Origin of the sequence: Sulfurimonas autotrophica DSM 16294 (assembly GCF_000147355.1) — a bacterium.
Taxonomy (GTDB): Bacteria; Campylobacterota; Campylobacteria; order Campylobacterales; family Sulfurimonadaceae; genus Sulfurimonas; species Sulfurimonas autotrophica.
The window spans coordinates 1,418,231-1,443,066 of sequence record NC_014506.1; the positions used below are offsets into that span (position 1 = coordinate 1,418,231).

23 protein-coding genes and 2 pseudogenes are annotated in these 24,836 nt (G+C 35.9%); 21 read left to right on the forward strand and 4 right to left on the reverse strand.

All coding sequences use genetic code 11. From position 1 onward, the window contains the following. The first annotated feature begins 90 nt into the window (after window positions 1-90). The 5 genes from radA (at window position 91) to acpS (ending at window position 3,441) form a co-directional block, all read left to right on the forward strand. On the forward strand, window positions 91-1,437 hold the full coding sequence (radA, locus tag SAUT_RS07280; RefSeq protein WP_013327240.1) for a DNA repair protein RadA: 1,347 nt from the start codon (window positions 91-93) through the stop codon (window positions 1,435-1,437). 75 nt (window positions 1,438-1,512) lie between these two features. Continuing rightward, window positions 1,513-1,773: a hypothetical protein gene (locus SAUT_RS07285; protein WP_013327241.1), complete on the forward strand. Its 261-nt coding sequence runs from the start codon at window positions 1,513-1,515 to the stop codon at window positions 1,771-1,773. A 10-nt stretch (window positions 1,774-1,783) separates the two neighbouring features. After that, window positions 1,784-2,434, forward strand: coding sequence for a carbonic anhydrase (locus tag SAUT_RS07290; protein WP_013327242.1), 651 nt, complete (start codon window positions 1,784-1,786; stop codon window positions 2,432-2,434). 65 nt (window positions 2,435-2,499) lie between these two features. Further along, complete coding sequence (fliL, locus tag SAUT_RS07295; protein ID WP_013327243.1) at window positions 2,500-3,054, forward strand: flagellar basal body-associated protein FliL; 555 nt, start codon at window positions 2,500-2,502, stop codon at window positions 3,052-3,054. 3 nt (window positions 3,055-3,057) lie between these two features. Further along, entirely contained in the window at window positions 3,058-3,441 is a 384-nt protein-coding gene (gene acpS, locus SAUT_RS07300; protein ID WP_013327244.1) for a holo-ACP synthase, read from the forward strand. Here the strand turns inward: acpS and thiS are convergent. Then, the gene (gene thiS, locus SAUT_RS07305) at window positions 3,409-3,609 is read right to left on the reverse strand and encodes a sulfur carrier protein ThiS (RefSeq protein WP_013327245.1); all 201 of its coding nucleotides are present in this window, start codon (window positions 3,607-3,609) and stop codon (window positions 3,409-3,411) included. The genes acpS and thiS overlap by 33 nt on opposite strands. A 108-nt stretch (window positions 3,610-3,717) precedes the next feature. On the opposite strand from thiS, the gene SAUT_RS07310 reads away from it, so the two are divergent. Beyond that, window positions 3,718-4,452: a response regulator transcription factor gene (locus tag SAUT_RS07310; RefSeq protein WP_013327246.1), complete on the forward strand. Its 735-nt coding sequence runs from the start codon at window positions 3,718-3,720 to the stop codon at window positions 4,450-4,452. Window positions 4,453-4,454: 2 nt separating this feature from the next. Here SAUT_RS07310 and SAUT_RS11615 read toward each other — a convergent pair whose 3' ends face one another. Further along, on the reverse strand, window positions 4,455-4,892 hold the full coding sequence (locus SAUT_RS11615) for a c-type cytochrome (protein WP_013327247.1): 438 nt from the start codon (window positions 4,890-4,892) through the stop codon (window positions 4,455-4,457). 82 nt (window positions 4,893-4,974) lie between these two features. On the opposite strand from SAUT_RS11615, the gene SAUT_RS07320 reads away from it, so the two are divergent. From SAUT_RS07320 to SAUT_RS07345, 6 genes are read left to right on the forward strand one after another with little or no spacing between them, the layout of a single operon-like run. Beyond that, window positions 4,975-6,120: a succinyldiaminopimelate transaminase gene (locus SAUT_RS07320; RefSeq protein WP_013327248.1), complete on the forward strand. Its 1,146-nt coding sequence runs from the start codon at window positions 4,975-4,977 to the stop codon at window positions 6,118-6,120. Then, window positions 6,107-6,616 carry a hypothetical protein gene (locus tag SAUT_RS07325; RefSeq protein WP_013327249.1) on the forward strand — a complete coding sequence of 170 codons (510 nt, stop codon included), beginning with the start codon at window positions 6,107-6,109 and terminating at the stop codon, window positions 6,614-6,616. The genes SAUT_RS07320 and SAUT_RS07325 overlap by 14 nt, the downstream gene beginning before the upstream one ends. Beyond that, complete coding sequence (gene murC / locus SAUT_RS07330) at window positions 6,613-7,926, forward strand: UDP-N-acetylmuramate--L-alanine ligase (protein ID WP_013327250.1); 1,314 nt, start codon at window positions 6,613-6,615, stop codon at window positions 7,924-7,926. The genes SAUT_RS07325 and murC overlap by 4 nt, the downstream gene beginning before the upstream one ends. Next, the gene (locus SAUT_RS07335; protein ID WP_013327251.1) at window positions 7,926-8,255 is read left to right on the forward strand and encodes a hypothetical protein; all 330 of its coding nucleotides are present in this window, start codon (window positions 7,926-7,928) and stop codon (window positions 8,253-8,255) included. The genes murC and SAUT_RS07335 overlap by 1 nt, the downstream gene beginning before the upstream one ends. A 9-nt stretch (window positions 8,256-8,264) precedes the next feature. Further along, on the forward strand, window positions 8,265-9,542 hold the full coding sequence (locus SAUT_RS11075) for a sensor domain-containing diguanylate cyclase (protein ID WP_013327252.1): 1,278 nt from the start codon (window positions 8,265-8,267) through the stop codon (window positions 9,540-9,542). Then, window positions 9,539-11,734 carry an endonuclease MutS2 gene (locus SAUT_RS07345; protein WP_013327253.1) on the forward strand — a complete coding sequence of 732 codons (2,196 nt, stop codon included), beginning with the start codon at window positions 9,539-9,541 and terminating at the stop codon, window positions 11,732-11,734. Before SAUT_RS11075 ends, SAUT_RS07345 begins: the two co-directional genes overlap by 4 nt. A gap of 3 nt (window positions 11,735-11,737) precedes the next feature. On the opposite strand, the gene SAUT_RS07350 is transcribed toward SAUT_RS07345, so the two are convergent. Next, window positions 11,738-12,253 (reverse strand): outer membrane beta-barrel protein, encoded by a 516-nt coding sequence (locus SAUT_RS07350; protein ID WP_041675196.1) that lies wholly within the window; start codon window positions 12,251-12,253, stop codon window positions 11,738-11,740. 99 nt (window positions 12,254-12,352) lie between these two features. On the opposite strand from SAUT_RS07350, the gene SAUT_RS07355 reads away from it, so the two are divergent. From SAUT_RS07355 to SAUT_RS07370, 4 genes are read left to right on the forward strand one after another with little or no spacing between them, the layout of a single operon-like run. Beyond that, window positions 12,353-13,543 (forward strand): BaiN/RdsA family NAD(P)/FAD-dependent oxidoreductase, encoded by a 1,191-nt coding sequence (locus tag SAUT_RS07355; RefSeq protein WP_013327255.1) that lies wholly within the window; start codon window positions 12,353-12,355, stop codon window positions 13,541-13,543. Window positions 13,544-13,598: 55 nt separating this feature from the next. Next, on the forward strand, window positions 13,599-14,153 hold the full coding sequence (locus SAUT_RS07360) for a LemA family protein (protein ID WP_013327256.1): 555 nt from the start codon (window positions 13,599-13,601) through the stop codon (window positions 14,151-14,153). A 3-nt stretch (window positions 14,154-14,156) separates the two neighbouring features. Beyond that, the gene (locus SAUT_RS07365) at window positions 14,157-15,131 is read left to right on the forward strand and encodes a DUF3137 domain-containing protein (RefSeq protein ID WP_013327257.1); all 975 of its coding nucleotides are present in this window, start codon (window positions 14,157-14,159) and stop codon (window positions 15,129-15,131) included. Continuing rightward, window positions 15,121-15,906, forward strand: coding sequence for an EI24 domain-containing protein (locus SAUT_RS07370; protein ID WP_013327258.1), 786 nt, complete (start codon window positions 15,121-15,123; stop codon window positions 15,904-15,906). Before SAUT_RS07365 ends, SAUT_RS07370 begins: the two co-directional genes overlap by 11 nt. On the opposite strand, the gene SAUT_RS07375 is transcribed toward SAUT_RS07370, so the two are convergent. Further along, window positions 15,903-17,984 (reverse strand): ATP-dependent helicase, encoded by a 2,082-nt coding sequence (locus SAUT_RS07375; protein WP_013327259.1) that lies wholly within the window; start codon window positions 17,982-17,984, stop codon window positions 15,903-15,905. The genes SAUT_RS07370 and SAUT_RS07375 overlap by 4 nt on opposite strands. Before the next feature lie 154 nt (window positions 17,985-18,138). Between SAUT_RS07375 and SAUT_RS07380 the strand changes: the two genes are divergently transcribed. The 5 genes and pseudogenes from SAUT_RS07380 to SAUT_RS07395 all read left to right on the forward strand — a co-directional run bounded on the left by SAUT_RS07380 (window position 18,139) and on the right by SAUT_RS07395 (window position 24,744). Further along, a complete protein-coding gene (locus tag SAUT_RS07380; RefSeq protein WP_013327260.1) occupies window positions 18,139-18,960 on the forward strand; it encodes a GGDEF domain-containing protein in 822 nt (273 codons plus the stop codon). A 65-nt stretch (window positions 18,961-19,025) separates the two neighbouring features. Beyond that, complete coding sequence (locus tag SAUT_RS07385) at window positions 19,026-21,653, forward strand: valine--tRNA ligase (protein ID WP_013327261.1); 2,628 nt, start codon at window positions 19,026-19,028, stop codon at window positions 21,651-21,653. A 59-nt stretch (window positions 21,654-21,712) separates the two neighbouring features. Then, window positions 21,713-22,237, forward strand: a pseudogene (locus SAUT_RS11620) (hypothetical protein); the annotation flags it as partial. A 282-nt stretch (window positions 22,238-22,519) separates the two neighbouring features. After that, a pseudogene (locus SAUT_RS11515) lies at window positions 22,520-23,143 on the forward strand (HD-GYP domain-containing protein); the annotation flags it as partial. A gap of 62 nt (window positions 23,144-23,205) precedes the next feature. Then, a complete protein-coding gene (locus tag SAUT_RS07395) occupies window positions 23,206-24,744 on the forward strand; it encodes a SulP family inorganic anion transporter (protein ID WP_013327263.1) in 1,539 nt (512 codons plus the stop codon). Window positions 24,745-24,836: the final 92 nt, after the last annotated feature.

The following is a 24,836-nucleotide window of genomic DNA, read 5'->3' on the forward strand; positions in this document are numbered from 1 at the left end:
TCTCCTCTTTTATGACAATATGTCATATTTTTATTACCAAAACCAAAAAAAGACTACAATACCTTCAAATACAAATAAGAGATAATAACTATGGCAAAGAAAAAAATACTCTTTGAGTGTCAGCACTGCGGACTTACTACACCTAAATGGATGGGCAAATGCACCAACTGCGGTGCTTGGGATAGTTTTGTAGAACTAAATGAGCATCAGCAAGAAGTTGTCAAGCAGACAAAAACAGCGTCAGCATCATCAGCCAAAGCGATAAGCATCAATGAAGTTATAGAAGAAGAGATTTATAGATTTTCTTCACTTGATACCGAACTTGACAATGTATTGGGCGGCGGAATAGTTCCGGGAAGCCTTACTCTCATCGGAGGAAGTCCAGGTGTTGGAAAATCAACCCTGCTCTTAAAAGTCGGTGCAAACATAGCATCAACTGCTAAAGATGTATTATATGTTACAGGTGAAGAATCAACTTCACAAATAAAAATGCGTGCAAACCGCCTTGAATCAAATCATGATTCACTTTATCTGCTGAGTGAAATACGACTTGAACAGATATTAGTAGAACTAGAACATAGAGATTATGATTTTCTGATTATTGATTCTATACAAACAATATATTCAGAAAATATTACATCCGCTCCGGGAAGCGTCACACAGGTACGCCAAATTACTTTTGAATTGATGCGTATTGCCAAAGAAAAAGGTTTGGCAATTTTCATCATAGGGCATATAACAAAAGAAGGCTCTATTGCAGGACCTCGGGTTCTGGAGCATATGGTTGATACCGTACTCTACTTTGAAGGAGATTCATCCCAAGAACTTAGAATTCTCAGAGGTTTTAAAAACCGTTTCGGCGCAACAAGTGAGATAGGTGTTTTTGAGATGAAAGCCGAGGGGCTTGTGAGCGCAACAGATATCGCTTCACGATTTTTTAACCGCAACTCAAGCCAAAGCGGTTCGGCACTCACCGTTATTATGGAAGGCTCACGTCCTATTATTTTGGAGGTACAGGCACTTGTTTCAGAATCCCATACGCCAAATGCCAAAAGGCAGGCCACCGGTTTTGATAACAATCGTTTAAATATGCTTTTAGCACTGCTTGAGCGAAAATTAGAAATTCCTCTCTCGGGTTATGATGTTTTTATCAATATAACAGGTGGCATTAAAATTACAGAAACGGCGGCAGATTTGGCAATACTCGCTGCAATTATCAGCAGTTTTAGAGACCGTGCCATCTCAAAAGAGACTATCTTTATCGGTGAAGTCTCATTAGTGGGAGATGTGAGAGAAGTGTATGCCCTTGATGCAAGACTTAAAGAAGCAAAAATGCAAAATATTACAAAAGCACTTGTATCAAAAAAACCTTTAGAAAAAACATCTATAAAAACGTTTATTGTCGATGAAGTAACAAAACTCTTAGAGTGGTATTAATTTATACAGTTTAAAGTTACATTTGCAGAATTTCGTTGTATAATAGTTTAATAGAAGATTTCAAAAAGGTAAAAAATGATTGATACTGAGTTTAGAAGTGAAGAGAGATTTGCTAGATTGTCTATTGCTTATGATACAGCTGAAGAAAAAGAGTGTGTGAGTTCCCATGTCGACTCTATCATTGCAAAATATGCACGTAAACCAGAAGAGATATACACAACAAAAGTTGCCAACGGCAAAGAGGTCTTAGTTATTGAATATCATGACTGTGACCGTCAAACCGGAGATATTTTTGAAGAGATTATGAAATCTTTAAATATCACCTGCTGTTCATAAGGATTTTAGCATGAACCTCGAAGAGTATGCCAAAGGGAATGAGCTTTTTAGAAACTATTTTAAGAAGAATAAAGATTCTCTTCTTCAGCTTGTAAAAAGCGGTCAATCACCCAAAGCACTTTTTATAGGATGTTCAGATTCCAGAGTAATTCCTGACCTTATGGTACAAACAAATCCAGGTGATTTGTTTGTTGTACGAAATGTCGGCAACTTTGTTCCGCCGTTTAAACCTGATGAAGATTTCCATTCCACTGCATCGGCCATTGAGTATGCTGTGAGCGTTTTAAATGTTGGTGAAATAATCATCTGCGGACATACCCATTGCGGGGCATGTGAACATCTATATGAAGAGATGGATGACAACCCATACCTTATTCATACCAAAAAATGGCTCGAACTGGGTGAAAGTGCTAAAAAGTCGGCAATTTTAAGTCTTGGTGCAAATGCTCCAAAAGAAGATCTGCTGCGCCTCACAGAAAAACTCTCTGTCATTAAGCAGATAGAAAATATTCTCACCTATCCGAATGTACAACAAAAATTTGAACATGACGAGCTGCATATACATGGCTGGTGCTATGATGTAGAAACCGGTAAAATAGAATATTATAATGCAGATACATATGAGTTTTTACCATTAAAAGATTTAACATTAGAAAATTAAATTTATAATTTTTTATAATTTCTGATATACTAACAAAAATAAAACCGTAATTTCAAGGAAGAAACATGGCCGAAGAAGAACAAACAGAAGAGTCTGCACCCAAAAAGAAAAAATCAAGTAATATGCTGATGATTATCATAATCGTTGTTTTGGTTTTAATCATTATAATCGGTACAGTTGTTGCAGTACTATTAATGGGTTCAGATGAAGAAGCAGTAACAAACAATGCTCCTCAAGCACAAGAAAAAAGAGTTGACAATCAAAAAACACGAAGAAGCGCATCCAGCAGTTCACTCAGTGATAGAAAACTCAGCGATATCGGTGTGTTATACCCACTTGACACTTTTACAGTCAATTTAAAAAGTGATGCAGGAAGAAGATATCTAAAAGCAACAATGTCATTAGAACTTGACTCTCCTGAACTGAGCCATGAACTGGATTCAAAAGCACCGGTACTTCGAGACAGAATTATCAGAATATTGAGTTCTAAAACTTTAGAAGAAATCTCTTCTAAAAAAGGAAAGCAAAAAGTTTCAGAACAAATTATGGACATACTTAATTCTATGATTACTGACGGGCAGATAAAGGGCATTTACTTTACTGAGTTTGTTATTCAATAGTCAATGATTGGAATAGATGTCATAAAAATATCTCGGATGAATCGTTTAATAGAGCGATTTGGAGAGAAAGGACTTCGTAGATTTTTATCAGAAGATGAAATTACACTTGTAAAATCCTATAAAACAGCAGCAGGGTTTTGGGCTGCCAAAGAGGCTTTTTCAAAAGCCTTAGGCACCGGCATAGGTGCTGAATGTTCCTTTTTTGATATGAAGATTTACAAATCTGAAAAAGGGGCTCCACTTTTTGCACTTTCCAAAAATATAATTGAAAAATTTAAAATTATTGATACTTCTTTATCAATTACACATGACGGAGACTATGCAATAAGTGTAGTCAATATAGAGTCTGAAAATTTATCCACCGCCGACAAAATCAAGCAATTCTAATTTATCATTATCTTTTAAAACCCGTTTGTCCCAATTATCTTGTTTTACTATCTCCATATTTACTGCAGCTGCCATAACTTTATCTACCAAATCAAGTTCTTTTAATATTTCTAAAAGTGTTACACCTTTTTTAAATACTTTGCTGTTTCCATTTACTATTACTTTCATTAAAAATTTCCCAATTTATTTTCATATTTAAAATTGTATCGACTTTACTTGAATATATATGTAATATTTGATATACTAGTTTAAATATTAAAAAAAAGTTAAATAATTATGATGAACTCACAAGAATTACTAGAAAATGCGAAAGGCTTAAAGTTATTGTTTGCTGAAGACCATGACGAACTTAGAGAAGCTACTGCAGAAATCTTGAAAACTTTTTTTCAACAAGTTGACAGTGTTTCAAACGGTGAAGAGGCTATAGAACTCTACACGAAAAATGGCTCTGACTATTATGACATTGTTTTGACTGACATAAAAATGCCAAAACTAAGCGGTGTTTTATTAACTGAAGCTATTTATGCCATTAACCCTGAACAGACTATTATTGTTTTATCTGCACATGACGAATCTAGCTATCTTCTTCCATTAATCAATCTTGGAATTGAACGATTTGTTAAAAAACCGATTGATTATCAAGAACTAATGGAAGTTTTAACGAATGCAGCTAAAAAAATCAATCTTATAAATAATACATCAGAGTGCAAGAACAGCTCTTTTGTTCATCTAAGTAATACATGTAAATATGACAAAGTGAAAAAACTTTTTTATGAAAATGAAAAAACAATATATCTCACAAAATATGAGATAATTTTCTTTACATTGTTAACTGAAAATATCGGAAAAATTTATTCAAATGAAGATATTGTTGCTTATTATCAATCTCTTAATGAAAATATTGATCCGCAAAATATTAGAAAATTAGTATCAAAACTGAGAAAAAAAATACCGGCTAACCTTATAGAAAGTATTTACGGGGTTGGGTACAGACTTGTACCCAGCCACTAAACTTATAAATTAGAAATATATTTTGCCAAAGCTTTTATATCATCCTCTGAGAGCTTTGTCACCTGCCCTTTCATAACAGCTTTCATAGCTCCGCCGTATGTCCCGTCTTTATAACCTTTGAGTGCCATTATAATTTTTGCTTCATCCCAGCCTTTAATTATTTGAGATTTTCCTAAAGCTTTTTTCTCTGCATGAGCACCGTGACAGCTTGAACAAACCGTAAAAAGTTTTGCACCATCTATACTTACAGTATTTTTTGTAACTTCAGCAACTTTTGTAACTTCTTTAACTTTTGCAACAGAAGTTTGCACCTTTTTCTCTACATCATCCACAACTGTTTTAGCTTTTTCAACAGGTTTTTGAACACTTTTTTGGGAACCTTTTTCATCACTACAACCGACAATCAACATTGCCAATATAACTGATAATACTATTTTCATCTTTGCCTTCCTTATATCTTATTATTTATTGTACAGTAATTTTTAGATATAATTACTTTAATTTAATAAGGCAATAATAACGATGAATTTTGAACCCTATCCATTTGAAAAACTAACAAATTTACTTGAAAACATACAACCCAACAAAGGCTATTTTCCATCTGTTCTCACTATCGGTGAACCGCAGTTTGAAACACCTGATTTTATACAAAAAGCTTTAGCAAAAAATGCAGCTCTGTTAAAAAAATATCCAAAAACGACCGGTGAATCTGTTTTACGAGAAGCACAAAGAAATTTTATCAGCAAAAGATTCGAAGTTGCTTTAGACGATACACAGATAATTCCCACATTTGGCACACGTGAAGTACTTTTTAACTTTCCGCAGTTTTTGCTTTTTGATAAAAAAGAGCCTGTTATTGCCTACACAAACCCTTTTTACCAAATATATGAAGGTGCTGCACTTGCAACGCGATCAAAAGTTATTCATCTTAATTTGAGCGAAAGAAACAACTTCAAACCAGAGATAGATGAAGATGAATTAGCCAAATGTGATTTGGTTATACTCAACTTTCCAAATAATCCTACAACAGCGACACTCAGCCTTGAGGAGTTAGGAGATTGGGTAAAACTAGCTCTCAAACATGACTTTGTATTGTTAAATGATGAATGCTACAGCGAAATATATACTAATAAACCGACTCCTTCACTGCTTGAAGCCGCTTTACATGTAAACAATATCGCATTTAAAAATATTTTAGTCATAAATTCCATTTCCAAGCGTTCCTCTGCACCGGGGCTTCGTTCAGGCTTTATAGCCGGCGATGCAACAATATTGGAAGAGTATATGAAATACAGAACCTACATAGGCTGCGCTTCGCCTCTGCCTTTGCAATATGCAGCAGCCGAGGCGTGGAATGATGAAGAACATGTTGCAAAATCAAGAGCCGTTTACAAAGAGAATTTTCAAATTGCAAAAACTATACTGGGAACAAAAATTCCTGATGCTACATTTTATTTGTGGATAAACGTCGGTGATGCGCTCGAGTTCACCAAAAGACTTTACAAAAACTATAATGTCAAAGTACTGCCGGGTGAATATCTCGCCCGGGAAGATGCAAAAGGTGAAAATCCGGGTAAAGACTTCATTCGTATTGCTTTGGTTGAGAGCCCGCAAAAAACAAAAGATGCACTTATTAGAATCAAGGAATGTTTAAATGAGCAAAGATAAAAAGTTAAAAGAAAAAATCTTAAAAGCACAACAAGATGGTGACATAGCCTCACTGTATGTATTGGAACAGCAGGCACATGATACTTTTGATGAAGAAACACTCCAAAGCTTTTATGCAAATATACTTGATTTGGCATTGGAAAGGCTAACGCAGACACTTGAAGAGCACAGGGCAATGGATATGAATGAGGTGCAGGACTTTGCAACCCTACGCGCTTTATACGAGTATGCTATAGAACACTACTCTGCCGGTGAGTCCAATGACGCCGCTGCACTCTTTGAAGTCCTTAGCGGGCTTAGCAATGATGAAAAATTTTCAAATGCTATAAAACTGCACTGGATGGCAGCACAAGAAAAAATTTCTTTCGACGATTTTTTAGATAGGATTGCAGATATTGAGGCGACACAAAGAGCCGGAACATTTTACATAAGCGAGTTCAAGCAAGAGGCACAAAAATTGCTAGACAACATGAAAGACAAAGGCGGTAAGGCATGAAAATACATTTCATCGGAATCGGCGGTATAGGTATATCCGGACTTGCACAATATATGCACTATAAAGGGCATGAGGTAAGCGGTTCAGATATCAAAGACAGTGTCATAACCCAAAACCTGCGCGATCTTGGTATACATGTAACCGTGCCTCACTCAGCGAATGCCATAAATGAACAAGACTTAGTTATTCATTCGGCTATCATCCGTCCTGATAATCCTGAAATTATTGCAGCAAAAGAAAAAGGCATAGAAGTTCTTGCACGTCGTGAAGCATTGCTAAAAATTCTTAATGAACAAAAAGTCTACTCTGTTGCGGGTGCACACGGTAAAAGCACTACTACCGCAATTCTTGCTGCTATCATGAATGGTTCTGCCATCATAGGAGCAGAATCAAAAGAGTTTGGTTCAAACGTCAGATATGATGCAAGCAGTGATGTAATGATTTTTGAAGCCGATGAAAGTGACGGGAGCTTTATAAACTCAAATCCGTATTGTGCAATTGTTATCAATGCAGAACCTGAACATATGGAGTATTATGATTATAATTATGAAAGATTTTACGACTCTTACAAAACTTTTATAAACCTGGCTGTGCATAAAGTTCTCAATGCAGAAGACCCATTTTTAGCAACACTGACAGATGAAGTCGATGCTCAGTGGCTCTACCCGAGTAAAGATATTAAAGACATAGAATTTGTGCTCATCAACAATGAGCCGCATACTCGTTTTACATTTCGTGAGTTCGGCAGTTTTGATGTTTGGGGATTTGGCAAGCATATTGCCATTGATGCGGCACTTGCCATACTTGCAGCATATGAATCCATGAGTATTGCAGAAATACGAAAAAATCTTTTAAATTTCAAAGGCATCAAAAAACGTTTTGATATTGTCGGTTTTGAGCATGACAGTGTCATTATAGATGACTACGGTCATCATCCTACCGAAATAAAAGCCACTTTTGAATCTGTCAAAGAATATGCATCACTCAAAGGATTTGACAAGATTACGGCTATTTGGCAGCCGCACAAATACTCAAGAACCATTGATAATTTAGAGGAGTTTATAAAGTGTTTTGACGGGGCTGCCGAGCTTATAATTCTACCTGTTTGGTCTGCGGGAGAAAAACCGCGTGATATTGATTTCAAAGAAAGCTTTAAAGACTATAACCTAACAATGGCAGATAAAATATCACGAGCAAACAATACTATCACAGTAATAAGAGACAACAAAGATGTCGAAACACTCAATAAAGGTCTTATAATCGGTTTTGGTGCCGGTGACATTACCTACCAAATCAGAGGAACTGCATAGTGGCATATATTTACGGCATCATTATTGTAGCGCTGTTGTTTGCAGCCCTGCATTATTTTACAGAACTGGGCAAATCTCAAAAGCTTCTTATCGGAGCTGTACTTTTAGTCGTTGTACTCAGTGCTGTCGCTTACAACAAATACAATGAAGCCCAAAGAGAAAAAATGCTTAAGACAATAGTAAAATATGAGCAGGGAAAAACAGTTACATGTAACGGAATCGATGTAAATTCAAGCATTTACTCTCTAAGTGTAGGAACCTACACCTTTATAGGCAAAAAAAATACTCCGCATTACGCGGAGATGATAAGTGCAGCCACTTGTGAATAAAGGTATATTATGTCCATAACAAATATTGCTACTCATGATATAAAAAAGCTCGAAGAACTTATTCTTTTTGAACTTTATGAAAATCATAAACAGCTTATTGTTCTAAACAACAAAGAAGACACTTCTTTAATTGTGCAAGAAAGTTTACAAATTATCAAAAACTTCATCATCCATAAAAAAATAAATACAAATTTTTATACCAAAACAGGCATAATATTTCATACAAAACGTATTGCTTTTCCTACAGTTATAGAGATTTTAGATATTGTGCAAAATGAAATCATTACACATTACGATATCGTTACAGATTTAACACTTATTGTAAAACTGTACCAAATCGCCATAAACAATATCGCAAAAGGTTATTTTGAAAATTCTTTTAAATCCTTTATATTTATGTTAAAAAAAAGAAATGAAAAAAGGGTTCCTCAAATCTTAAAAGAGATATTTTGTGAACATATCACCTGGTTAGATCTCGTGCAAACAGACTTACAAGAGAACTATCACGATGTAAATCACATTCTAAATAAACATACATGTAATTTTATTGAGAAATTGAAACTTTTTGTAGAAGAACATAAAAATTTTCATAATGAGTATAAGCAAATTGAGTCATTGCATAAACAATTTCATAAAGACATACTTGTACTTATCTATGCATTAGACATAAAAAACTATATAAGAGCCTATGAAATAGCCAATGAAATAGCATTAATTTCCGTAGAAATAGAGTCTATAATAGGAATTATAAATATCCTCGAAATTGATGAATCTTCAAAATATGATGACCTCACTGGTGCGTTAAGCCGTAAACTCATTGCACCGATTTTAGAAAAAGAGCTCGACATAGCACGAATTGCAAATAAAAAAATGACTATTTCCATGATAGACATAGATGATTTTAAATATGTCAATGACACTTATGGCCATCAATGCGGTGATGCAGTTTTAAAGCATCTTGTAGCAAAATGTAAATCAGTTTTACGTTCGACTGATTACATATTTCGCTACGGCGGTGAAGAATTTATTATACTGCTCAATGCCGCCAACTTTACCAATGCTGTAGAAATTTATGAAAAACTCAGACAAAAAGTTGAAAACAGCTATATTGAGTGTAATGGAAATAAAATCTCTATCACTATTAGTATTGGCATAGAATCAGTTGACAGCAGTAAAAAAATTAACATTGCTAAAATTATAAAACAAGCTGATCAACACTTATATACAGCAAAAAACAATGGTAAAAATATGATCATATATAATGAAGCAAAAGAGGTAGAAAAATAAAGACGTTAATCAATCAACTCGATTTATCAGAGCACATAGAACAATTTCAAAGCTTCTTCTCACGCAAACATGCACTTTATATTGAAGGTGACCAGGAGCTGCATTTTCGCTATATAAAAGAGCTTGACAAGCTTGAGTTTAAAGCACCGCCTAAAGTCGCTGACTTTTTTGACATCAAGGGGCATTTAAAAAAACACGGTGTTTTAAATTTTGAACAGGTTTTTGAGATTGTAAAAATTGTCAGATATTTCCGCTATTTTAAAAACCGTGAACTTGAAGGTTTAATCGGTGAGTGGATGGAAAAGTTCACTATACCCGAAACTTTTTTAGAGATAGAAAAATATTTCACCAATGACGGAAAGTTTGAAGAAAATCTCGATGAAAACCTTTTTAGACTCTCCCAAAGAATAGCGGAGCACAAAAACAATATTTCGGGCGCACTTAAAAGAATGATGTCAAGTTCCAAACTTGCAGGCTACCTTGTCGATACACAAATTCACTTTATAAACAATGAAGAGTGTCTGCTTGTGCGCGGGGGATTTAACCATGTCCTCAAAGGTGCAGTCGTCGGACGCAGTACCGGAGGCTTTTTTTATGTTGCACCCGACACTATTTTAAAATCCAAAGAACAAATTCGTTTTATAGAACAAGAGAGAGAAACAATTTTTTATGAATATGCAAAAGAGTTTTCAAAAAAACTCTATGAGCTGCAGCCTTTTGTAAATTTCATAGACAAAGAGTTTACAAAATTTGACAATTATCAGGCACGGGTGCTCTTTGCAAAAAGTAAAAATTTACAGCTTATAAAAAGCAAAAAAGATTCAAAAATAGTGCTGAGTGATTTTATTCACCCTGCACTGCACAATGCAAAACCCATCAATGTTGATTTTTCTAAAAATATTTTAATGGTTACAGGTGTCAATGCCGGCGGAAAAACCATGCTTTTAAAATCCATATTGGCTTGTGCATTTATGGCAAAGTACATTATACCAATGAAACTTAATGAGACAAAATCTCATATAGGCAGCTTTAAGACAATAAAAGCCATCATAGACGACCCGCAAAATGTAAAAAATGACATCTCTACTTTTGCAGGAAGAATGCAGCAGTTTTCTCGTATATTTGAGTATAAATCTGCTCTTATCGGTGTAGATGAGATAGAACTCGGAACAGATTCCGATGAGGCGGCGGCACTTTTTAAAGTCATACTTGATGACTTAATCAAACGCGGACAGAAAGTCGTTGTGACGACACACCATAAACGCCTTGCAGCCCTCATGGCAGACCGTGATGACGTCGAGCTTATGGCTGCCATTTATGATGAAGAGCAGCGAAGACCGACCTATGAGTTTATGCAGGGAATCATAGGTAAAAGTTACGCTTTTGAGACCGCAAGCCGCTATGGTATAGCAAACAACATTGTCAATAAAGCCAAAAGCGTTTACGGCGACAATTCAGAAAAACTCAGTCTTTTGATAGAACGCGGCTCACAGCTTGAACGTGAACTCAAGCAAAAGCATAAAAAAGTTGATGAAAAGCTTGATGAAATTCATAAAAAAGAGTATGCACTCAAAGAACAAAAAGAACAGCTATTTCGTGAACTGGAAGAGCAAAAAGCAGTACTTAGACGCTCTTATGATGTAGCAATCAGTGAGGCAAAAAATGCAGCCAAAGCAGGCGATATAAAAGAGATTCACCGTGCTATGAACAAGGCAAATAAAAAACTGCCAAAACAGATGCAAAAAGAAGACAAAAGAAATATAGAGTTCAAAGTAGGCGACAAGGTCAAATACCACTCCCAAAAAGGCACTATAGTTTCTATGCGGGGTAAAGATGAGGCGACAATAGAAGTGGACGGCATGCGTGTCAGAGTTAAAACAAAACATCTCAAACACACACAAATCATTAAGCAAAAACCTACAACCAACCTTAACTTACATGTAGAGAAAAAAGCAGGACTTAAATGTGACCTGCACGGCATGCGGGCTGATGAAGCCTGTGAGGTTTTAGACAAGTTTTTAAGTGATGCCCTTATAAACGGCTGGGATGAAGTCATAGTCTATCACGGCATCGGTACAGGAAAACTCTCTTATGCTGTAAAAAACTTCCTCAGCGCCCATCCGCGTGTGAAAAAATTTGAAGATGCACCCCAACACCTCGGCGGTTTCGGTGCAAAAATAGTAACACTCTAATAATTAAAATTGGTAATTTAAACCGGCATACCAATTTTGTATATTATTGACTTTAATATTTGTATCACTAGAATCTACATTTGACTTATAAGCTCTATAACCGACTTCTAGTGAAAAATATTTATTTAAATCATATAGAAGTCCAAATTCTCCACCATAAATTAATCCTTTCATATCTTGGACTGTATCATTATATGCTAAATTACTATGCCCAAAGCTAGCACCGACAAATAATTTTGTTTGCTTCATTAGCGAAAATAAATAATCATAATTTACACCATAACTGTAGCCATTTCCATCACTAAGATTAATATGTTGATAAAAAATAGCTATACGATTATTATAATTAATGTTATATCCAATTTTCACAGTTTGCATACCAGAATTATCTGTTGCAATATGTGTATTACCACTATCCATACTTATTCTATTACTCCCGACATCAAAACCGACATACACACCATTATTTGCAGCCATCAAGCTACTTACCAATAAAACAACTAAAGAAAAAAACTTCATTTTACACCTTTATAATCACTGAATGAGTAAATTTATGTAAGAGTATATCTTAAACAAACTTGTAATAATATTACTCTGAAAATATGCTAAAATGCGTTTATGAATAAAAAAATAGCAATAATCGGCGGTGGTGCATCGGGGTTTTTATGCGCAATTTTTTGTGCCAAAGCAGGTGTAAGCGTTGATTTATTTGAACAAAATGACAAATGTGCAAAAAAAATTCTAGTCTCAGGAAACGGACGCTGCAACATTACAAACAAAAACTTACATGGTAATGATTTTTTCTCACAAAACCCAAACTTTGTAGAGTATGCTATAAAAAATTTCGGTTTTAAAGAGTTTGAGAAGTTTGCTGCATCCATCGGCTTAGTATTACATGTAATGAATGACGGTAGAGCTTATCCACTTAGTAATGAAGCAAAAAGTGTTGCCAAAATTTTTGAAGAATATGCAAAAGACCTCGGCGTAATTTTTCATACACAAGAAAAAATAACAGATATAAAAAAACTCACCAAACAGTATGAACGTGTTGTTGTAGCAAGTGGCTCACGTGCTGCATCTCATTTAGGAGGCAATGCCGATGCCGAAGAGTTTGCCAAAACTTTCGGGCACAGCATTATTAATGCTTATCCCTCTTTGGTACAGCTGCATCTCTCATCAAAAACAGCACATAAAATGAGCGGAGCAAAACTCAATGCCGAAGTTACTTTGCTTATCAATCATCAAAAAGAGACCACTTGCAACGGCGATGTTCTTTTTACAAACTACGGTGTTTCTGGTTTCGCAATTTTGGATATTTCTCAACGAGCCAGCGAGGCACTCTTAGAGTATCAAGCCGTTACTCTATCCATTAATCTACTGCCCGGATTTACAGCACAAAAGCTCTCTGCACATATCTTACATGTAAAGAAAAATATACATGAATTTACTGTTTTAGATATATTAGTCGGGCTTGTTCCTCTTAAAATAGCAAACGGGCTTTTAATAGACTTACATATAGATGCTGCAAGTAAAAATATAGACACAAAGCTCTCCAAAAAAATAGCAAACCTTATGCTGAATTGGCATTTTGAAGCAACTGAAACCCACGGATTCAGACATGCCGAAGTCAGTGGCGGCGGGATAAATACGGATGAAATAAACCCTAAAACTTTTGAATCAAAAAAGAAGAAAAATCTCTATTTTATCGGTGAATGTCTGGATGTTGTCGGCAGACGCGGCGGATATAATTTTGCTTTTGCCTGGGCGAGTGCCTACACGGCAGCCAAAGCCATAACTGCCAAGTCATAAGCACAAATTAAAACATAAAAAGATAAACTATCCTTATATTAATAAAGGATGGTTTATGTCAACACCGCTTATAATTCTCATAGTTCTTGCTATAATTTTAGTGCTTATGTACAATTCGCTCATAGCAAAGAAAAATCAGGTTGAAAATATATTTGCCTCAGTCGATACCCTCTTAAAAAAACGTTATGACCTCATACCCAACCTTGTCGCGTCTGTCAGCAAATACATGCAGCATGAAAAGTCCATTCTTGAAGATATAACCAAACTACGCTCGCAAGCAAATAAAACAAATTTAAGTGACAAAGAAAAAATTGATTTAGACAAAAAGATGAGTTCTGCTCTTGGTTCTATTATGATTGCGGTTGAAAATTATCCTGAGCTTAAAGCAAATCAAAATATTCTGCACCTGCAGCACTCGCTCAATGAAGTAGAAGCACAAATCTCTGCGGCACGCCGAGCTTATAATCAAGCCGTAACAGATTACAACAATGTAATTGAGCAGATTCCTACAAATATTATGGCAAATATGATGGGCTACAGCCGAAAAGATGTTTTTGAAGTTAGTGAAGATGAGAGAAAAAATGTCAATGTTAAAGAGCTGTTTCACTAATAAATGAAAAATATCAGTGAGTTAACCGATTTTTACTACAAAACGCTCTATCCTGTGTTGCAAAACCTTGAACAAGAGAGAAAAAAACTTAAAAGCAAGATTATAAATACAGGTATTGTTTATACCTTAGTTGTTGCATTACTTTCACTTGTGCTTTTAGACAATAGTTCCAAGATTGATACTTATGTATTTGTAGCCGTAGCATACCTCGCTATCGGTGGAGGCATATACAAGTACCTCATCAAAGACTATACTTATCAATTTAAAAACTTTATTATTCATCCCCTTATTGAGGAGATTGATAAAAACCTCAGTTACATGCCCAATGCACATGTCGCAAAAGAGAACTTTACCCGTTCAAGGATTTTTACAACCCAACCTGACAGACTTAGCGGCAATGACTATATTCGCGGTAAAATTGACGGTATAAAAATAGAACTCTCCGACCTGCATGCCGAGAAAAAACATAAAGATTCAAAAGGCAGAACAAGCTGGAGTACAATTTTTCAAGGACTTTTTATAGTTTGTGAATTTAACAAGCATTTCAAATCCCAGACAGTTATTTTGCCTGACAGTGCCCAAAATACTTTTGGCGATCTCATAGGAAACTGGCTTCAGGCTAATAATATGGGTCGAAATGAACTTGTAAAAATGGATAACATAGAGTTTGAAAAAGAGTTTGTAGTTTATTCAGATGACCAAATCGAAGCACGATATATTTTGACACATACACTTATGAGTAAACTGCTGCAATTTAGAAAAAAGTCTCAACACCCCTTATATGTCTCATTTCTAGGTGGAAATATCTATATGGCAATAGAGTACAATAAAGACCTTTTTGAACCGTCTGTTTTTCATTCACTATTAAAGTATAAAATAGCGATGGAATATATCCAAACTCTGCATTTGGCACTGGGTATCGTCCAAGAGTTACAACTTAATCAAAAATTATGGAGCAAATATAAAAATGGAAAATGAAACAAGTATTCTCTCAATCAGCATCAAAGATTTATTTACAAAAAAGATGCTGATGTACTCTGTCATGCCTTTTATTATCAGTATGATTATTCTGTATATTCTTTTTTTTATTGTTGCCGGTTTGGGTATTGACCAATTAACAACAATGGATGTCCAAACTTCTCAAACGACCATCCAAAACGGTATACCGCACACTGAGAGTTTTCAAGCCACCCTTGCCGGTACAGGTATAATGAAATTTTTGATGAGTAGTGCACTCACTTCATGGATAGCAACTTTTCTTATTTATACTATAGGCGGATTAATGACGCTCTATGCTTCTATATTTGTGGCATTATTGGTTATTGGATTTTTAACACATGCAATTTTGCAGGAGATTCAGTACAGGCATTATCAAGATGTAGAGATGATAGGCTATTCCAATGCTTTAGAAGGAGTATTCCTAACCCTTAAATGGATATTGATCATGATCGTTCTGTTCTTTGTTTTTATTCCTCTATATTTTATACCTGTTGTAAACATCATAGCCTTTAATTTTCCGCTGTATTACTTTTTTCATAAAATGATGACTTATGATGTCTCTTCATCTATATGCACTAAAGAAGAAGCGATGAAAATCAAGTTTTTTTATGCCAATACACTCAGGTTAAAAACATTAGGGCTTTATCTACTTTCACTCATCCCTTTTGTTATTTTCTTTGCATCGGTATTTTATGTTATATATCTTGGACACAGCTATTTTATAGAGGTTAGAAAATTAAGAAAAGAGGCTTAATCTTCTTCTTTTTCTTCCTCTTTCATTATCATAGCCCGGTAAGCTTCATCTTTTGGAACCAATCCGGCTTCATATAAAAACTGTGAAGGCATAAAGTTTTGTTTTTTGATTTTGTCATATTTGGCATAACTGAGATACAGGATGTCTTTTGCACGTGTGACCGCCACATAAAAAAGCCGTCTCTCTTCATCAAGACTCCCACCTCGCTGCATCAGTTTTCTGTTTGGAAAACGCCCGTCCATCAAGTCGATGACATATACTTCCTTATATTCAAGCCCTTTACTTGCATGGACACTCAGTAAATTTACACCCTCGCCCTGTGTTAAATCAGATGAGCCTAAAATCATGGCATTTAAAAAGCGTTCATGCTCAGCATAAGGTTTTGCAAGTTCTTCTAAAAGTAGTACTTTTCTTTGTATGCGTACCAAAGCTTCTGTTTTTTGTTTTTCATCGATTGAGCCGTCTTTGAGTGTTGCTCTTTTTGTTGCCAAAACATCAGCTATATACATGTAAAGTGCAGAATTTGCAATTTTTTTGACTATAGTCTTAGGCTGTTTTATTCCTTTTAAATCACGAAACAGCAGGTAAAAATTGTGCAAAAAAGTCGCGCTCTCTTTTGTCAGTTTAGGGTGTTTGAGTACCGGATTTTTCATAAACTTGGCTTCAAAATCCAGTTTTGCATATTTGCCGACTGCACCAAGTTCTAAAAAATCATCAAAAAGACCGAGTTGATGATTGAGTTTGCGTTTTTCAAAAGGATTTTTCATCGACTCATCCGGTGCATAGAGTCCATAAAATATACTCCCCTGCCCCAAGGCTTTGAGTGCAATGTAGAGCTCTTTTGCCATAGCTGAGCCAATACCGCGAGCAAATTCAAACAGATGAATAAAAGCCATCATGTCCGATTCATTTACAAGCAAAGTATATAAATCAAGAATTGCTTTGATTTCACGCGAATCAAAAAAACTCGTACCGCCCTTGCGCTTACACGGGATGTCAAGCTCACGCAGCCCAACTTCTATGCCGTCAGCCGAAGAATTATTACGAAATATGACAGCTATCTCTTCTCTTGGCGTTGATGTATCGCGAATCATGGCAGCCATAGCATGATACTGATCAAACAACTCATCAAAAGCTAAAAGTTTTGGAGCCTGTGCATCATAAATACGTGTCACTTCAAGCTTTTTCGGGTAAATTCTTTCATTATGCTCAATAACTTTGCTTGCAAGCGAAAGGATAGGCACAGAGGAGCGATAATTTTTTGTCAAAGTATGCACAACCGCATCAGGATATTTTGTCGTAAAAGAGCCTATAATCCCAATATCTGCTCCATTAAATGCATAAATACTCTGATCATAATCACCCACACAAAAAAGAGAAGGCGGGTTCATAGCATCTATAAGTGTTCCCTGCAAGGCATTGGTATCTTGATATTCATCCACCAAAACTTCTTTATAGCCTAGTTTGTCATTTGCGCACATCTCTCGAAAATTAAGCAATAAATCATTGAAGTTTAAAAAACCGTATTCTTTTTTCAATGCTTCAAATTCATCGACAATATCTGCATATATCATGGCAAAGAGTTCATGCTCAGGATAATTTTCTATCAGCCAGTTTTCAAAATTATTTTGCAGTTCCGTATTTTGATAAAAAGAGTACATATCGTACAGATAATTCCCTCCATAAGGCTGAACCTCTGCCTCAATATGCATAAAAGAACGCTTCTCAAAAACTGAACGAAAGAGTGTTTTAAGTTCACGCTGCTGTTTTAACACTACTCTTTTGTCTCTTTTTTTCAGCCATCTGTAACTCACCGCGTGAAACGTTCCCGCATCTATCTTTTTGGCAACACCCGCACCGAAATACTCTGCAACACGGGCAACCATCTCTGCGGCGGCTTTGTTTGTAAATGTCAAAAGAAGAATTTCATTGGGCTCGATGTTATTATTTAACAAATGCCCTATTCTGCCGACAATGGTCGAGGTTTTACCCGTCCCGGCAGAAGCAATTATGAGGTTTTTACTGTGAGGAGATGTTGCAGCAGCATATTGTTCTTCATTAAGTCGGGACAACGGCATCAACAAACTCCTTGAGCAAATTTTTAAGAGTGTGATTATACTTATTTATTGTTAAATGCAAGTTAGTAAACTTTTTCAGTTTTAATCAAAAGCAGCTATAATAAATGTTAAAATTGGTAAAATAAATTATTACACCCAATATTGGACACCTAAAATGCAAGAAAATAAAAAAATATTAGAAATTATTTCAAATGATGCAAAAAGTTCTATAGAGCAGCTCTCTGTAGTAACACCAAGTATGTACGCTTCAATATTCTCTGAATTAGCCAAGAAACATAACATTGATATAGAAGATGAAGAAAATCTCTCAAAAGAAATTGTCACGAATGAATGCAATAAACTCACTGCTTTGCAAAAAGAGACATCAAAAAATGTACAAACGTTAAGTGAAAGTACAAACAGAGCAATAGATGCCATTGAAAATAAGGATGAAAAAGTCCTTAATCAGGTACTTAAAGAGACTCAAGCTTTACGTTATGAAATAGAAAAGCTTAAAGAATCTGTATACCAAGATGAACTTACCCATACTTATAACAGAAAATGGCTACATGATACATACCTGAATAAGGAAGGTGAAAACTTTGTGAATAATGGCACTTTAGCTATTATTGATTTAAATTATTTTAAACAAATCAATGATACACACGGGCACATTATTGGAGACAAAGTTTTAATATTTGTAACAAATGAACTCAAAAAGCTCAAACTTCCTGTAATAAGGTATGGAGGAGATGAATTCATTATAATTTTTAAAAATAATATTACAAAAGAAAAAGCATTATCTTTTTTAAACAAAATAAGAGAAGAAGTTCTCTCTAAAAAACTAAAAGCACATAATGACACCTTTCGAGTTAGTTTCTCCTTCGGTGTAAGCGAATTTCATGAAAATGATGAACTCGCTCAAGTTATTGAGAGTGCAGACAAAGATATGTACAATGACAAAATAAAAATAAAAAAGAAAGTAACAGGCATCTAAGCCAATCCTCACCTCACTTTCGATATAATCGCGCAATTTTAATTAGATAATTTAAGGCGCGCTATATGTCAGACAACAAATATAATCCACAAGAAACAGAAAACAGATATTATAAAATTTGGGAAGAGAGAAAATACTTCGAAATAGACGGCAATAAAGCTATACAAGAAGAAGATAAAAACTTCTCTATAATGATGCCACCACCAAATGTTACAGGCCGTTTGCATATCGGTCATGCACTCACGTTTACACTCCAAGATATTATCACCCGCTACAAACGTATGGACGGGTATAAAACGCTTTGGCAGCCCGGAACTGACCATGCGGGGATTGCCACACAAAACGTTGTAGAAAAACAACTTTTAGAGCAAGGCATTACAAAAGAAGAGATAGGACGCGAAGCATTTTTAGAAAAAGTCTGGGCGTGGAAAGAGGAATCTGCAGGAATAATGACCGAGCAGCTACGCCATATGGGAGTAAGTCCTGCATGGGAGAGAGAACGTTTTACTATGGATGCAGGACTGCAAAAATCAGTAAAAGAGGCTTTTGTTCATCTTTACAATGAAGGTTTAATCGTTCGCGGAAATTACATGGTGAACTGGTGTACACATGATGGCGCGCTCTCAGACATTGAAGTAGAACACGAAGAAGAAAACGGTAAATTTTATCATATGCTTTATTATTTTGCTGATGGCAGCGGCAGTGTTGAAGTCGCAACAACAAGACCTGAAACATATTTCGGTGATACCGCCGTTATGGTACATCCTGATGATGAGCGTTACAAAGACATTATAGGCAAAGAAGTAAAACTGCCTCTGCTTGAGAGAACAGTAAAAATCATTGCAGACGAGCATGTAGATATGAACTTTGGAACAGGTGTCGTAAAAGTTACTCCTGCACATGACCAGAATGACTACGAAGTCGGAAAACGTCATGACTTGGAATTTATCACAGTGTTTGATGAAAAAGGAATTTTAAACGACTATGCCGGAGAATTTAAGGGCATGGAACGTCTTGAAGCCAGAGAGCCGATTGTAAAAAGACTCCAAGAAGAGGGTTACATTGTTAAAATCGAAGACCATAAACACCAGGTAGGACACTGTTACAGATGTAAAAATGTAGTAGAACCTTACATCTCAAAACAGTGGTTTGTCCGTAAAGAAGTAGCAGATAAATCAATTGAAAAAACAAATGCCGGTGAAGCGAAATTTTTCCCGCCACACTGGATAAACTCTTATAACTCTTGGATGGGTGACCTGCGTGACTGGTGTATTTCACGTCAACTTTGGTGGGGACATCAGATTCCTGTATTTTACTGCGCGGATTGTGATCATGAGTGGGCAACAGGAAATGAACACCCGACAGAGTGTACAAAATGTGCTTCAAAAAATATCTCTCAAGACCCTGATGTACTAGACACCTGGTTTAGTTCTGCACTGTGGCCATTTTCTACACTTGGTTGGGGGCACGGTGACACTGAAATGGACAAACTTTTCAAGTCAGAAGATATGAAAGATTTTTATCCGAATTCTCTGCTTATTACCGGTTTTGACATCCTTTTCTTCTGGGTTGCCAGAATGATGATGATGGGTGAGCATTTTAACGGAGAGCTTCCTTTTAAACACATCTATCTTCATGCCCTTGTGCGTGATGAACACGGTCAAAAAATGAGTAAATCAAAGGGTAACGTTATAGACCCGCTTGACATGGTAAACAAGTATTCTGCCGATGTACTGCGTTTTACACTTGCTATCTCTGCTGCACAGGGACGTGATATCAGAATGAGCCAGGACAAACTTGAGCTCAACCGTAACTTTACGAACAAACTTTACAATGCAAGTAAATTTCTGCAAATGAATGTAGAAACTTTCCCGGATATGAACGGTTTTTGTGTCGAAACTGACCTTGGCCGCTATATGATGAGCCGTCTGAATTTTGCGACAAAAGAGGTACGCGCATACCTTGATGAGTACAAGTTCAATGATGCCGCCCTTACAATGTACCGCTTTTTATGGAATGAATTTTGTGACTGGGGAATTGAACTCTCAAAAGCCGACAAAGCGTCAATTGTAGAACTTGGAGCAATTTTCAAAGAGGCTATGAAACTCCTGCACCCGTTTATGCCGTTTATCACAGAACATCTTTACCATGAACTCAGCGGCACTTCTTTAGAAAATGCTGATTCTATAATGATTAAAAAATTCCCGCATAAAACAAAACAACGCAAAGAAGAAGCGAAGTTTGAAATTATTATGGATGCTATTGTTTCTATTCGCCGTGCAAAAGTTTTAGTTGATCTGGCAAATCAAAAAATTGCCAAAGCTTACGTAAAAATAGACTCTCTTAGTGACAAAGACAGAGAGATGATGTTGCCATTCATCGCTAGACTTGCAAAAGTTGAAGAGATTCTCTTTACTGAGGAAAAAATTCCAAATGCAGTAAGTGACATTGCAGACAAATGTGAAACATTCATTCCGACGGACTCTATCGACTTGACACCTATTATCAACAAATTGACAAAACAGGATGAAAAACTGCAAAAAGAGATAGGCAAACTGGGTGGCATGCTAAATAACGAACGCTTTGTAGCCAATGCACCCGAAGATGTTTTAGAAAAAAACAGAGCATTGCTAACAGATGCACAAACCAAACGAGAAAAAGTTTTAGAACAGTTAAATTCACTAAAAGCATAAGGGTTACCAAGTTTTAAGATATAATAATTTTTTATTTAAAATTATTTTAGGACTTTTTTATGACTATTAATGTCACAGATATACTTACAACAAAAGTAAGAGCAGTTATTTATGCTCTGTCTTTGTTGTCTCTCCTCTTTTTAGAAACTTACTCAACAACTATCTGCCCTTTTATAGATGGTCTCAGACCTTCTCAAGTGTATAGAAATCTAGGTTTTATTCTTATACTGCTTATTATTTATAGAGAGGTGCTTTACCACGTTTTTAAAAAACCGTGGAAAAATTTCTATCTGCCTCGTCAGACATATTTTTTATCTGTTATTGCCTGGCTGCTTGCAGGAATCAGTGCTTTTGTACTGCATTTTGTTTTGTATCCGAATTTTCCGATTACCAGTCATATAAAACTTTTTGGCTCCTTTGCAATTTTGGGTGCCGGAATACTCGCACAAATAGAATATGTAATTTTCGAGATGAGTTATAAAAAAATTGCTGCCAATGAAGCATATACAACATTCAAAGAAAAAATTTCCCAACGAATACTTGAAACTTTCCTTATTTTTACTATAGCACCTGTAGCAACGCTGTTACTCATTATCAGCAGATACACTTATGAAGGTGTTTTGGACATCCATATAGCAAAAGAGATAATTTATATGGGACTTGCTATGGTCTTTGCCTCTATTGTTTTAGCATTCACCTTTAAAAAATCACTTAAAAACGATACAAAAATAATTAAAGATGATATACAAAAAGTAAAAAAGGGAAAGTACTGCCAAATTCAGACCATTAACCGTCCTGATGAGCTTGGTGAAATCTCGTATGCTATAAAAGAGATGGCAAATTACATAGATGACCATGCTAAAAAAATAGCACAACTTAATCAAGAGATTATTAACACCCAAAGAGAAATAATTTATACTATGGGTGAAATAGCAGAAACAAGAAGTAAAGAGACAGGAAATCACGTAAAAAGAGTTGCACAATATTCTAAAATTCTTGCATTAAAACTGGGGCTAGATGGGGAAGAAGCCGAACTTTTAAAGCAGGCTTCACCTATGCATGATATAGGAAAAGTAGGTATTCCCGACAATATTTTAAATAAACCGGGAAAACTCACACCCGAAGAGTTTGAAATAATGAAAACGCATGCACAGCTCGGTTATGATATGCTCAAACACTCTAACAAAAAAATTCTCCAAGCCGCCGCCATTGTTGCAGGCGGACACCATGAAAAATATGACGGAAGCGGCTACCCCAATGGACTCAGCGGTGAAGATATCCATATTTACGCACGCATCACTGCCGTTGCTGATGTTTTTGATGCACTCGGCAGTGACAGAGTCTATAAAAAAGCTTGGGAAGATGAAGATATATTTTCACTTTTTAAAGAGCAAAGCGGTAAACATTTCGATCCGAAGATAGTCGCTTTATTTTTTGAAAATCTCGAAGAAATCTTTAAAGTAAGAAAAATGTTTCAAGACACTGAGTAAACAAGTATTTCTTCATTACACTTTAGATATAATGCCGAAATTTAAAAAATAGGCATATTCAATTGTTTGACATAAGAAAATACACCTCTCCAAATATAAAAAACGACATTTTATCAGGTCTTGTTGTTGCCGTTGCCCTGGTTCCTGAAGCAATAGCTTTTAGTTTCATAGCAGGTGTCAGCCCCATTGTAGGGCTCTATACTGCCTTTATATTAGGCGTTATTACAGCCATTATCGGTGGAAAACCGGGAATGATTAGTGGTGCAACCGGAAGTGTTGCTGTTGTCATTATTGGACTTGTTCTTGAGGCAAATATAAAACTTACTGCCCAGGGTCTCAGCGGAGATGAATTATATATTCATATGATCAATTATGTTTTACTCGCGACTATCATAGCAGGCTTAATTCAAGTAGCTGTGGGCGTGTTAAAATTTGGAAAATTTATCCGTCTTGTACCGCAGCCTGCCCTGTACGGCTTTGTAAATGGTTTGGCAATTGTTATTGCTATGGCACAGTTCAAGTTCTTTGACGGTCAAGGGTTGAGTATGTATATCATTGTAGCAATTACCATGCTCATTATGTACTTTTTACCAAAATATACAAAAGCTATTCCCTCGGGGCTTGTTGCCATTGTGATTTTAACCCTTATTGTTTACTTCGCACATATAAATACTCTCACAGTCGGTGCATTGGCAGATTTAACCCAATTTAAAGGTCAGCTCCCCCATCTCATTATTCCTGACACGCTTTTTAGTATGGATGCAATAATGATGGTACTTCCTTATGCTGTTATTATGGCGCTTGTAGGGCTTATAGAGTCCCTTTTGACACTGGCGGTTTTAGATGAGATGAGCGGTACAAGAGGAAGCGGCAATCAAGAGTGTATAGCTCTTGGATGTGGCAATATAACTTCCGGATTTTTTGGAGGAATGGCGGGATGTGCTATGATTGGACAAAGTATTATCAACTACACATCAGGCGGTCTTGGACGGCTTTCATCTTTTACAGCAGCTCTCGGTCTTTTAATTTTAGTCGTATCAATGACGGATGTTTTAAATGCAATTCCTGTCGGTGTACTTGTGGGCATTATGTTTATGGTGAGTATAGGAACGTTTGAATGGTCAAGTTTTTCTCATCTCAAACGTATGCCTAAAGCAGATGTTTTTGTGATGGTTGTTGTTACCATTATAACGGTTGTTGAAGATTTGGCTGTCGCTGTTATAGCAGGTGTTATTATCTCCGCTCTTGTTTTTGCATGGAAACATGCACGTATCTGGGCTAAAACCTATACAGAAGAAGATGGAACAAAAGTGTATGAGCTAGAAGGTCCGCTCTTTTTTGCAAGTGCAACAACATTTTCAGACAATTTCGACATTCCAAATGATCCGCCAAAAGTTGTTATAGACTTCAAAAATGCAAGAGTTTTGGATTTTTCCGGTGTTGAAGCTATTGATTCTTTGGTTAAAAAATATGAAGATGCCGGGAAGAACCTTCTGCTGCGCCACTTAAGCGAAGACTGCAAAAAGATTATGAAAAAAGCAGGACCACACTGTACCTATGAAGAGGACGATCCGACCTACAAAGTTGCTATTAATTATTAAATTATGTTTCATAATGAAACATAATTTTAATTTAATATTAAAGATATAAATTAAAATAGTAATATACTTAAAATTTTTATATTATCTAAATA

Excerpts from the sequence above, each read along its gene's own strand:
- SAUT_RS07350 (WP_041675196.1), bottom strand. The coding sequence starts at position 12,253 with ATGAAGTTTTTTTCTTTAGTTGTTTTATTGGTAAGTAGCTTGATGGCT.
- fliL (WP_013327243.1), top strand. The coding sequence starts at position 2,500 with ATGGCCGAAGAAGAACAAACAGAAGAGTCTGCACCCAAAAAGAAAAAA.
- SAUT_RS07325 (WP_013327249.1), top strand. The coding sequence starts at position 6,107 with ATGAGCAAAGATAAAAAGTTAAAAGAAAAAATCTTAAAAGCACAACAA.
- SAUT_RS07355 (WP_013327255.1), top strand. The coding sequence starts at position 12,353 with ATGAATAAAAAAATAGCAATAATCGGCGGTGGTGCATCGGGGTTTTTA.
- SAUT_RS11615 (WP_013327247.1), bottom strand. The coding sequence starts at position 4,892 with ATGAAAATAGTATTATCAGTTATATTGGCAATGTTGATTGTCGGTTGT.
- SAUT_RS07320 (WP_013327248.1), top strand. The coding sequence starts at position 4,975 with ATGAATTTTGAACCCTATCCATTTGAAAAACTAACAAATTTACTTGAA.
- SAUT_RS07285 (WP_013327241.1), top strand. The coding sequence starts at position 1,513 with ATGATTGATACTGAGTTTAGAAGTGAAGAGAGATTTGCTAGATTGTCT.
- SAUT_RS07360 (WP_013327256.1), top strand. The coding sequence starts at position 13,599 with ATGTCAACACCGCTTATAATTCTCATAGTTCTTGCTATAATTTTAGTG.
- murC (WP_013327250.1), top strand. The coding sequence starts at position 6,613 with ATGAAAATACATTTCATCGGAATCGGCGGTATAGGTATATCCGGACTT.
- SAUT_RS11075 (WP_013327252.1), top strand. The coding sequence starts at position 8,265 with ATGTCCATAACAAATATTGCTACTCATGATATAAAAAAGCTCGAAGAA.
- acpS (WP_013327244.1), top strand. The coding sequence starts at position 3,058 with ATGATTGGAATAGATGTCATAAAAATATCTCGGATGAATCGTTTAATA.
- SAUT_RS07380 (WP_013327260.1), top strand. The coding sequence starts at position 18,139 with ATGCAAGAAAATAAAAAAATATTAGAAATTATTTCAAATGATGCAAAA.
- thiS (WP_013327245.1), bottom strand. The coding sequence starts at position 3,609 with ATGAAAGTAATAGTAAATGGAAACAGCAAAGTATTTAAAAAAGGTGTA.
- SAUT_RS07310 (WP_013327246.1), top strand. The coding sequence starts at position 3,718 with ATGATGAACTCACAAGAATTACTAGAAAATGCGAAAGGCTTAAAGTTA.
- SAUT_RS07365 (WP_013327257.1), top strand. The coding sequence starts at position 14,157 with ATGAAAAATATCAGTGAGTTAACCGATTTTTACTACAAAACGCTCTAT.
- SAUT_RS07370 (WP_013327258.1), top strand. The coding sequence starts at position 15,121 with ATGGAAAATGAAACAAGTATTCTCTCAATCAGCATCAAAGATTTATTT.
- radA (WP_013327240.1), top strand. The coding sequence starts at position 91 with ATGGCAAAGAAAAAAATACTCTTTGAGTGTCAGCACTGCGGACTTACT.
- SAUT_RS07385 (WP_013327261.1), top strand. The coding sequence starts at position 19,026 with ATGTCAGACAACAAATATAATCCACAAGAAACAGAAAACAGATATTAT.
- SAUT_RS07375 (WP_013327259.1), bottom strand. The coding sequence starts at position 17,984 with ATGCCGTTGTCCCGACTTAATGAAGAACAATATGCTGCTGCAACATCT.
- SAUT_RS07290 (WP_013327242.1), top strand. The coding sequence starts at position 1,784 with ATGAACCTCGAAGAGTATGCCAAAGGGAATGAGCTTTTTAGAAACTAT.